Origin of the sequence: Microbulbifer sp. 2205BS26-8, assembly GCF_030731025.1 — a bacterium.
In the GTDB taxonomy this organism is placed as follows: Bacteria; Pseudomonadota; Gammaproteobacteria; order Pseudomonadales; family Cellvibrionaceae; genus Microbulbifer; species Microbulbifer spongiae.
Genome location: NZ_JAVAMR010000081.1, coordinates 1 through 5,828 on the forward strand (window position 1 = coordinate 1; position 5,828 = coordinate 5,828).

General features: G+C 51.4%; 3 protein-coding genes and 1 pseudogene. 3 read left to right on the forward strand and 1 reads right to left on the reverse strand.

The genetic code is table 11. From position 1 onward, the window contains the following. Window positions 1-456: 456 nt before the first annotated feature. Complete coding sequence (gene csrA / locus Q5Y71_RS16250; RefSeq protein WP_306043135.1) at window positions 457-645, reverse strand: carbon storage regulator CsrA; 189 nt, start codon at window positions 643-645, stop codon at window positions 457-459. Between the two features lie 971 nt (window positions 646-1,616). Between csrA and lldD the strand changes: the two genes are divergently transcribed. From lldD to Q5Y71_RS16265, 3 genes and pseudogenes are all read left to right on the forward strand, one after another. After that, entirely contained in the window at window positions 1,617-2,756 is a 1,140-nt protein-coding gene (lldD, locus tag Q5Y71_RS16255) for an FMN-dependent L-lactate dehydrogenase LldD (RefSeq protein ID WP_306043136.1), read from the forward strand. Between the two features lie 84 nt (window positions 2,757-2,840). Beyond that, window positions 2,841-3,965 (forward strand): annotated as a pseudogene (locus Q5Y71_RS16260) (IS3 family transposase). Between the two features lie 329 nt (window positions 3,966-4,294). Beyond that, window positions 4,295-5,794, forward strand: coding sequence for a M4 family metallopeptidase (locus Q5Y71_RS16265; protein WP_306043137.1), 1,500 nt, complete (start codon window positions 4,295-4,297; stop codon window positions 5,792-5,794). Window positions 5,795-5,828 lie beyond the last annotated feature (34 nt).

Sequence of the window (5,828 nt, forward strand, 5' to 3'; positions counted from 1 at the left end):
TAAAGGGTTTGCAGGTTGGTTTATCTTTAGACTATTACACCAATGCCTTTATTGCCGCTGCTTTTTTAGCGATCGGAATCCTGCTGCACAACCCGCCAGGGAAAGGCCAGACCGGTGCCGAAAACAAACGCCCTGCAAGCGGGCAGGGTATTTAGCTGTGTGAATGTAAAGGTTGATTCTGACTGGCTGGCAGGGATTAAACCCGCTGCCACAAGGGCGCGAGGTCCTGCGCCGCCACCGATAGGCCAACCGCACAGCCGCGCCGGTTTATTGCTGTCACAGTGCCAGTGCGCATTTGAGCGAACGCCCGAATGGCTGGGGAACCCGGCCAGCTGCCCCTTTACCGCCAGTGGAATAACCGGAGCTCACCCGGGCGGGTGAGCCCGCCGGAGATGGCGGTGCGGCCTTGCAGAGACAGTCAGGGGTATGGCGGATCTGATGGGTGGCCTCCGCTACTCAACCACTTCCATCCCCTTGCGCCCGTTCCTTCTGGATGCGCAGGTACACCTCCTCCCGGTGTACCGGCAGGGATTTGGGGGCCGCGATGCCCACCCTGACCTGGTTACCCGAAATACCCAATACGGTGACGGAAACATGGGTTCCAATTCTGAGATTCTCGCCGGGCCGGCGTTTTACAACCAACATAAGCCTTTCCTTCCGGGCTGTAAGTCCCGGTTTGACTTTTTGTGATGGGCGTATTGAGGCAGTTACAGTGGAAAGCGGGGCGGGGCGCGGGAACGGTAGGCGGTAAAGCAGAATCGGCGGATGCAACGCGCCCAAAGCCTGGGCAACCGCGCCAGGCGCCTGCAGGGGCCCCACTTTATTGAAGACGAGCGGGCTTCTAGCGTATTATCCATATAGCCATTTTGATACTTGGTTTATCAATTTGGTTAGCTGGCCCTTTGGTGTTTGCCCACCTTGGGTCAGCGCCTTTTACTTACGCTTAGGTCACTTACCGTTCTCCTGTTACCGGGAGGGATCTGCTGGACATTGCCTGGGCCGTTGGGGTTTTTATGCTTGTTAGACAGAAACCGGCCCAATCCTGGCCCGTAATGGCGAGCAATGCCTCTGAATCTTACGCCGCTTTACCCTTAAAGAAAACCGATTACAATTCGATAAGATTATTTTGGTGCCTATATTTTTAACCGTCTGCGCATGGAAAAAGCGCAATGTGTCCTGGTCAGCTGGGGCCTGTTCACATTAACTGAGATGGCCCTGTTGCTCGAAGGCCAGTGGCCGCGCTTCTTAAAGCAAACATTCAGCGCGCTAGCGATGCGTGCTTTATAGTTAGGATCGGTTGACCTTTCCCCTCTACACACTGGGTTCGCTGACATCTCTTTCATGGGGCAGCCGCGCAGTGTTGTTTCAGGCAAACTCAGGCCGGTGAAAACCCGCTCGATCCCTGCCCGGAGAAGCGACAAAAAGTCAACAAAGAGGCCGCAAACCAGCGTCGGTTTTTGCTTGTGAATGGCCAGGATGAGATTTATTCTCACTCTCGCCCTGCGACTGTGAAAGCACCGGCAGGTCTGTGGGTAGGGGTACCCCCCTCTTTAAGGTATCGACCATACTGGAGCATCGAAGAAAGGCTTGTATTACAATTTTTACAGGATTGAAATATGATCATCTCTGCTCCCACCGACTATCGCGTCGCTGCCAAAGCGAAATTGCCTCCATTTCTTTTTCATTACATTGATGGCGGTTCTTACTGTGAGCATACATTAAAAAGAAACACGGAAGATCTTGCTGAGATTACGCTTAAACAGCGTGTATTAAAGAACATGGAAGCGCTAAGCCTTGAAACTGAGCTTTTCGACGAGAAATTTGCTATGCCAATCGCACTTGCGCCGGTTGGCTTAACGGGCATGTATGCGCGCAGAGGTGAGGTGCAGGCGGCAAAAGCTGCAGAAAATAAAGGCATTCCTTTTACTATGTCTACGGTTTCGGTCTGCCCGATAGAAGAAGTTGCCCCCGCTCTTGAACGTCCAATGTGGTTTCAGTTGTACGTTCTTAAAGACCGCGGCTTTATGAAAAATGTATTAGAGCGCGCGAAAAAAGCCGGCGTTACTACTTTAGTATTTACCGTTGATATGCCAGTACCGGGTGCCCGTTATCGCGATATGCATTCAGGTATGAGCGGACCCAATGCGGGTGCACGTCGAATGTTCCAAGCCATGCGCCACCCCAGCTGGGCATTGGATGTGGGGTTGCTTGGTAGGCCACACGACCTGGGTAATATCTCTACCTATCGTGGTGAACCTACCAGTCTGGAAGATTACATCGGGTGGATTGAAGAAAACTTCGATCCTTCAATTTCCTGGAAAGATCTGGAGTGGATCCGTGAATTCTGGAATGGCCCGATGATAATTAAAGGCATTCTGGATAAGCAGGATGCTAAAGATGCGGTCTCTTTTGGCGCAGACGGTATAGTGGTATCCAATCATGGTGGTCGTCAGCTCGACGGCGTTCTCTCTACGGCAAAGGCGTTTCCCAGTATCGCCGATGCAGTCAAAGGCGAGCTTAAGCTCTTTGTCGACTCCGGTATCAGAAGCGGCCTGGACGTGGTTCGTATGCTTGCACTGGGCGCGGACTGTACTCTGTTAGGACGCTCTTATATCTATGCATTGGCTGCACAGGGCCAAATCGGCGTTGAAAAACTTATCGACTTATACAAACATGAGATGCGTGTGGCAATGACCTTGACGGGAGCTAATAGTATTAGAGACTTGAGTCGAGATTCACTGGTTAACTTTCGGTAATTCCTAAAGCTATAAGTGTAGTGGTCTACTAAACCCGAACACCATTTTAGGTGGTAAAGTCGCCACCTGAGATAGAGGTGTTCAATGAGTAGACAAGGTCGTTCCTTTTCCCTGGAGTACAAACTGGATTCTGCCCGCCTGGTCGTAGATCAAGGTTATTCAGTACCTGAGGTCGCTCGTTCATTGGATGTGGGTACCACCGTCATCCGCCGATGAGTGAAACAGCTTGAAGCTGAACGTAGCGGGAAAACGCCTCCGAGCAAAGCATTTACCTCCGATCAACAAAAGATCCAAGCGCTTGAGGCCCGGATCAATCGCCTGGAACGGGAGAAAGAGATACTACAAAAGGCTACGCTCTCTTGATGTCCGACGAGATGAATCGTACGCGCTGATAGACCGATTAAGTGAGCAAGAGTCCGTCGAAGTGGTCTGCAAAGCGTTTGATGTACCTCGATCATGCTACTACGAGTACAAGAGCAGAAAAAATAGCATTGATGTATCGAGGGTTCAGCTTCGTGCCAAGGTCAATGAAGTCTTCAAGCGTAGCCGCAGTGCCGCTGGTAGCCGAACAATTGTGGGGATATTCAACAATCAGGGCATCACAATCGGGCGCTTCAAAGTGCGCAGGCTGATGCGCGAAGCTGGCCTGATCTGCAAGCAACCGGGCTCTCACTATTACAAAAAGGCAACGGTTGAGTGGCCAGATATACCGAATGAGCTTGATCTGGAGTTCAATGTGGAAATGCCAACTCAAGTCTGATGTGGCGATATCACCTACATCTGGGCCGGCTCTCGCTGGTGCTACCTAGCTACGGTGATAGATCTGTACGCCCGCTGTATCGTCGGTTGGGCAGCCGGATGCGGTCCTCACGATGAAGGCTTTGAAAATGGCCTGGGAGCAGCGAGGTAAGCCAAATGGCGTTATGTTCCACTCGGATCAAGGTAGCCAGTATGGGAGCCGTCTTTTCAGGCAGCGGCTATGGCGCTGCCGGATGAGACAGAGTATGAGTCGTCGCGGAAACTGCTGGGATAATGCACCGATGGAAAGACTGTTCCGTAGCTTGAAAAGCGAGTGGATGCCGTCTCTCGGCTACGCTTCAATCGCCGAAGCGAGATGTCAGCTATTACCTGATGACTTACTACAACTGGGAACGCCCACATCAGCATAATGATAGTGTGCCTCCCGCAAAGGCGGAAGAAAAAATTTAACTTACTGTCCGAAAATAGTTGACCACTACATACCACCCGCTCCGCGGGTGGTTGCGGATTGCCGTATTCATAACTTTCTCGATATCGTAACTGGCTCACGCCTTCAATCTCCGTAATCCCTGTTTGTATAAAACTGCTTTTCTTGAACGCCTCAATCTGGCATCTTTGTTTATAGGCCAGTTGCTTGTCGTGTCTCCTCGGCTCTCTCTTGTGGGAGAAAAAGCGCGCAGTCTGCGGGCAACTTGCCGCCTTTTCGTGCGGTATTAAGCTATGCACTCACAAGTTGATTCTAGGGGTTTATATAAAAAGTCATAAAGGGAAAATTAGCAATGAAGCATCTAATAGGCGTAACCTGTACTTTAGTCATGGCAATGAGTGCCCAGGCTGCCGATCGTATTCCCGCCACCCCGGATATGCTCCTACCACAGGCTCTGACAGCTGTTGCAGGGTCTGATATGGCTCTTGTGAAAGTGCATGAGCGCACTCTTGGAAATGGTAAAACCGTCGCCCGCTACCAACAGACCCACAAGGGTATTTCTGTTTGGGGCCAGACGATAACCAGCTCTAGCCAGGGTCTGATTACTGAAGTCCATAACCATGTTCTCACCGGACTTAAGCTCGAAGTCCCCAATGTGCGCGCAGCCATCAATGTCAGCAACGCTGTTGAGCGTGCTATGAGCCATCAGGTAACCATGCGGGCTCAGCAAGGTATGATCCAGGGAGCACTCTCACGTCCTGCCATCAAACTCGCCGCACAGAACCAGGAAAAAGAGCTCTATGTCTACATCAATGAGCAGGATGAAGCGCGCTTGGCTTATCTGGTGAACTGGGTGGAATACGGAGAAGCGCCAACCCGTCCGTTCTACTTTATCGACGCCATGACCGGTGAAGTGATCAAGCACTGGGACGGTCTGGCTTTCCGGGATGGCTTCGGCCCTGGTGGCAATGAAAAGACCGGGCGCTATGAATATGGTATCGATTTCCCTGCAATGGAAGTAACCAGCAACTGCCACATGGATACGGTGAATGTTGAAACTGTAAACATGAATCACTCTACAAGTGGCGGCAACGTTTTCTACTTTTTCAAGTGTTTCAACACACATCCAGCCCGTAATTCCTACAAGCAAATCAACGGCGCCTATTCTCCGCTGAATGATGCCCATTTCTTTGGCAATGTTGTCTTCGATATGTTTGACGACTGGTATGACACTTCACCGCTGGCCCAGAAGTTGCGCCTGCGGGTACACTTCAGCAAAAACTATGAGGGCGCCTTCTGGGATGGCAGGCAGATGACCTTTGGCGACGGTCTTACCATCTACTACCCACTGGTCAGCCTGGATGTTATTGCACATGAAGTCAGCCATGGCTTTACCGAGAAAAATTCAAACCTCATATATCTAGACCAGCCGGGGGGCATCAACGAATCTTTCTCTGATATTGCCGGCGAAGCTGCAGAGTATTTCTTGACAGGCAGCAATGACTGGCTGGCTGGCGAACAGATTAAAAAAGGGAGTGGCGCCCTGCGTTACTTTCAAAACCCCACTGCCGATGGCTACTCTATCGATCATACCAGTGACTACCGAAGTGGCATGAATGTGCACTACAGCTCCGGTGTCTTCAACCGGGCCTTCTACCTGCTGGCCAACACGCCTGGTTGGAATACTCGCACAGCGTTTGATGCTTTTGTTCTCGCCAACCAGATGTATTGGAGCCCAGTCACCGGATACAACCAGGGTGCCTGTGGCGTAATCTCTGCGGCAGGGGACTTGGGATACAATACTGCAGACGTTACTGCCAGCTTCAATATGGTGGGCGTTACCTGTCCATAGTGGCCCCATTTATCTAACCCGGAGTTTGCATGGC